The sequence below is a fragment of the Gammaproteobacteria bacterium genome (genome assembly GCA_013001575.1).
In the GTDB taxonomy this organism is placed as follows: Bacteria; Pseudomonadota; Gammaproteobacteria; order Steroidobacterales; family JABDMI01; genus JABDMI01.
Genome location: JABDMI010000065.1, coordinates 1 through 4,621, shown reverse-complemented (window position 1 = coordinate 4,621; position 4,621 = coordinate 1). Strand labels below are relative to the sequence as shown.

Annotated in this window: 3 protein-coding genes; all 3 read left to right on the top strand. The window is 46.0% G+C overall.

The window, feature by feature from the left end:
• Nucleotides 1-117: 117 nt before the first annotated feature.
• The 3 genes from HKN88_05845 to HKN88_05835 all read left to right on the top strand — a co-directional run bounded on the left by HKN88_05845 (nt 118) and on the right by HKN88_05835 (nt 4,489).
• Entirely contained in the window at nt 118-1,965 is a 1,848-nt protein-coding gene (locus tag HKN88_05845; GenBank protein ID NNC97578.1) for a hypothetical protein, read from the top strand.
• A gap of 345 nt (nt 1,966-2,310) precedes the next feature.
• Nucleotides 2,311-3,633, top strand: coding sequence for a hypothetical protein (locus tag HKN88_05840; GenBank protein ID NNC97577.1), 1,323 nt, complete (start codon nt 2,311-2,313; stop codon nt 3,631-3,633).
• A gap of 94 nt (nt 3,634-3,727) precedes the next feature.
• The gene (locus HKN88_05835; GenBank protein ID NNC97576.1) at nt 3,728-4,489 is read left to right on the top strand and encodes a hypothetical protein; all 762 of its coding nucleotides are present in this window, start codon (nt 3,728-3,730) and stop codon (nt 4,487-4,489) included.
• Nucleotides 4,490-4,621: the final 132 nt, after the last annotated feature.

The window sequence follows — 4,621 nt, the reverse complement described above, 5'->3', positions numbered from 1 at the left end:
AAAAAATAGAATTTATGAGATCCTGAATTGAATTCAGGAATTCGATGTATTAGAACGGATCCCTTGAAGCCACAATGTGGCTATCGAGGGTCTTGCAATGACTGGAAAAATTAAACCATGAGTTTATTAAAAGAACTAAACCGCAGAAACGTTTTCCGGGTGGCAGCCGCTTACCTGGTGATCGGCTGGTTGGTTCTGCAAGTCAGTAACACTCTGGTGCCAATTCTGGAACTGCCCAGCAGTGTTAGCAAGGCGATTTTATTAATGCTGTTTGTGGGCTTTATACCGGCAATATTTTTCTCCTGGGCCTTTGAGCTCACGCCCGAAGGAATCAAAAAAGAAAAAGATGTTATCCGGGATGATTCCATCACCAATATCACGGCCAAAAAACTGGATTACATTACTCTGGCCGCAGCAATCGGGGTTTTAGGTTTATTTGTCTATCAACAAATGAATCCACCAATTGTCATCCAGTCAAATCCCGTGAAACCCGCTCAGGAATCTGCCCTTGCAGCAGACGCTGCTGCTGAAACAAGGAACACGGCCACAGACAGATCCATTGCGGTGCTGGCGTTTGCCGATCTTTCGCCCGACGGGGATCAGGAATATTTTGCCGATGGCATTGCGGAAGAGATCCTGAATGTTCTGGTAAAGGTTGATGGACTGCAAGTGGCGTCGCGTACTTCGGCTTTTGGCTACAAGGGCCAGGAGTCACTTGGAATACCGGAGATTGCCAAAAGATTGAACGTCCGCCATATTCTGGAGGGCAGTGTGCGCAAGGCCGGTGACACTATCCGGATTACCGCACAATTGATCGACGCCAAAACCGATGTGCATTTGTGGTCCGAGACCTTTGACCATACCTTGACCGTCGAGAATATTTTCCAGGTCCAGGACGATATCGCCAATGCCATTGTGACGGAACTGGGGGCCAATCTGATTGCAAACAAGCCGCTTAAGGTAAAAGCCAGCACCGACAGTGTTGATGCCTACGCCTTGTTTCTGGAAGCCCGCACCTTGTTTCGGGAACGCACCACTCTACCCCGCGCCGATGCCTTATTGGCAAGAGCCATCGAGCTGGATCCAGCTTATGCCGAGGCCTGGGCATTGCGTGCCGCGATCGGGGGTGTCCTGGTCGCCTATCGTGCGAATGAACTCTCCCCTGAGGAAACCACACGCAGAACCATTCAGTTTGCCGAACGCGCCCTTGAACTGGATCCGGAATCGGCAACCGCTATTTCGGTACTGGCCAGTGTGGAATATTTTAATGCCGATAGTCTCGGCGAGTACGCGGATTGGTCCAGTATCATCGCCGGACTGTCAAAAGCACTCGAACTCGAACCGCGTAACGGCTCGGCACTGATCTGGCGTGGTAATGTGCAACGCACAGTAGGACGTCTGGATGAGGCACTCAGTGATTACCAAACCTGTGTGAAGTATGAACCCTATCATTCGTCCTGCCGCACCAACCTGGTGTTGGGTCTGGAAGCGCAAGGAAAACTCGACGCTTCATTCAATGCATTCCTGGACATGGCCAGAGACGGCATATTACGCACCGAATATGCCCCGCTTTACGCTCTGGCGCAACGCAAACAAAAAGCCCTGTTCATGGTCTCCACAAATTCAACCCGGTATCTGTACGGCTGGCCGCGCCAGGAAGAACTGTACGCAGCATTCCAGAATTTAGACCAAGACCATACCGAACTGGGCAATGATATGGTGCGCTTTTACCAGGAACGCGGTAATCGCGACAAGTACGCCATTGAACTCTCCACCAGACCGCTTGGGGTTGATGCGGGATTCCGTATCGGGACGTTTAACTGGCAACCGGCGTTCAAAAAATATCGCCAGTCTACCGAATTCAAACAGTATATTCGACAAGTTGGCATTTATGATTTTTGGAAAAAGGATGGCTTCCCGCCGCAGTGTCGCGCGGTAGGAGAGGATGATTTTGAGTGTGATTAATGGCGTCATTGCGAGCAAAGTATGAGCTCGGCAATCTCGCTTTTAAGTTTAGCTACGTGGCAGCTTTAGGAGATTGCCACACCAATTAAAATTGGTTCGCAATGACGGGAAAAAAATAGAATTTATGAGATCCTGAATTGAGCTTGTGCCGTGCTACGACACGGTATTCAGGAATTCGATAAAAAATAGAACGAATCCCTTGAAGCCACAAAGTGGCTATCGAGGGTCTCACAATGACAGTAAGATTTAAGGATTAATTATGCTATTAAGAAGAATAACTCAACCTTGTCCCGTGCGTGACACGGGAACCATTCTAAAACTACATTTGTATTTTGGAGTCCACTGATGTTACTTAGACGCATTACTCAACACGTCCGAGACCAAAACTGGTTCGCGGTGTTCCTCGATTTTCTCATCGTTGTCGTTGGTGTATTCATCGGAATCCAGGTATCAAACTGGAATGCCGAAACACAACAACAAGAATCGGTTGATAGTTATCTTAAAACCATCGCCAGTAATATTGCTGCAGACTTGGACGCTCTAAGCCAAACCCGAAAAAAACGTGAATTGGCTCAGAGTCTTTCATTACGTAATTTTCTATTTATTGCAGATAAAAAGATTTTAAGCAGGAACGAGGTAGGCTTTGCGGGTGAAGCATTTAAACAAGCCCAGGAACTCCATTATTTCAGCCCTAACACCAGTGGTTTTGAAGCCTTGAAACTTTCCGGTGGATTGGACAGATTGCAGGGTTTTGACATTGAAACTCTACTCTACAATTATTATGACTTGATAAGTCAGATTTCAATTGATGAACAAAATCATAATGATCTAATAAAAAATCTTTGGTTGCAATATACGAGCAATTTTCCTGACGGCCTACACGAAGGTGAATTCCTTGATCCATTCTTTTTATCGGATAAAAGATTTCAATCACTACAATCGGATTACTCAGATTTACTGAGTGAAAAAAGCACTATTGCTGTTTTAGAACGGGCAAATGATATAGCTAATTTAGTACAAAAATATGAGCGTTTAGAGCAAATGGGTAAGACCTTAATAGAAATGGTCGATACCGAGACAATGAACGTTTCTGCAACAACTACCAAGCACTTAGACAACATGCATAAGTACACAAGTCGCTTCGGCTATCCTGATGTTATGGTGGATGGTCAAATTGCATTACATAGTTATTATATTTCGGCAACCGACTCGAATAATTTTAGAATTAAGGGACTTACTGCAGACGAAATTGATGAAAGCTGGCAGCAAAGAGCATTTGATTATCAAACGCTTGCACAATCTGATAATAGTTTGCATATAGCATACCCGGGCACGGCCGATTGGGCTGGCGTTTGGATATTCTCGAATTATAGAAATGCATCTGATTCTGCTAACTACAAAACGCTGCAAATAGAGTTAAAAGGTGACCTGGGCGGAGAAAAATTATTGCTTAACTTAGAAGATTACGAAGACCCACATAACGGTTCATCAACACGCTATGAATTAGAGATAACCGATCAATGGCAAACGTATAATATTGATCTTGCCGAGTTTAAAACAGCTGACCTAAGTAAATTGAACTCCCTTGGATTCGTATTTTTGGGGGATCAAGCGCAGTCATTTTCAGTACGCACAATTCGGTTTCTTAATACAGAGGCAGCGCCATGATCTTTAGCCGCATCAACGTTCATATCGAAGATGCTTGTCCTGTACCCGCTACGGGAGCCACTTATAAAGAATCACTGTTAATAAGAGTCCACCAATGCTGTTAAGAAGAATAACTCAACACGTCCGAGATCAGAACTGGTTCGCGGTCTTTCTCGACTTCCTAATTGTGGTCGTGGGCATCCTCATCGCCTTCCAGATCAATGCCTGGTCAGATCGCCAGGCAGATAAGCGGGCTTTGCATGTGGCGCTGGAACGCCTGTATGAAGAAATACAGACTAACATTGCTACGATTGATAAATATTCGAAACGACACACCGACATTATGACGGCCGGGCAGACATTACTTAAACGCGTCCGCGACCCGAAATTGAACAGTGTGCCGATAGAATTGATCGCTAAAGTTTTTGTCAACGGGTTCACGACCGATTATTCAACCAGTGCGCTTACCGCTGTGTTGGGCCAGCAGACATTTCAAGGCCTGCAAAGCAATGAACTGCGACCGTTAATCTCAAGTTTACCTGCGGAATACCTGGATGCGATGGAAGACGAACAGACAGTTATCCAACTGGTTGATACACACTGGGTTGCTTATATCAGTCAACACTTGCCGGTCGGACCCCTTTGGGCATCGTCTTACAAGGGCACAGAGTGGGAATCGTACTTTATGTCTGCTAAAGCAGCGGATGATTTTGACGCCGTTTCTGTTCCTGAGTTTAAAAAGCTGGCGACGACATTGATATTTCAAAACGAGATCATCAACCGCGCCGAGTATGAACGCTTGATCCTGATCGAACAACAGGAATTGCGCGATGTACTCGAAAAAGCTTTGGCGCTGATCGAGGCGGAAGTCAAATAATGCTGCTCCGCCCCATCACAAACCTTGTCCCGTGCCAGACACGGGAACTACTTTCGTCATTGCGAACGAAGGATGAGCGTGGCAATCTCGCTATTAAGTTTAGGTACGTGCCAGCTTTAGGAGATCCTGAAT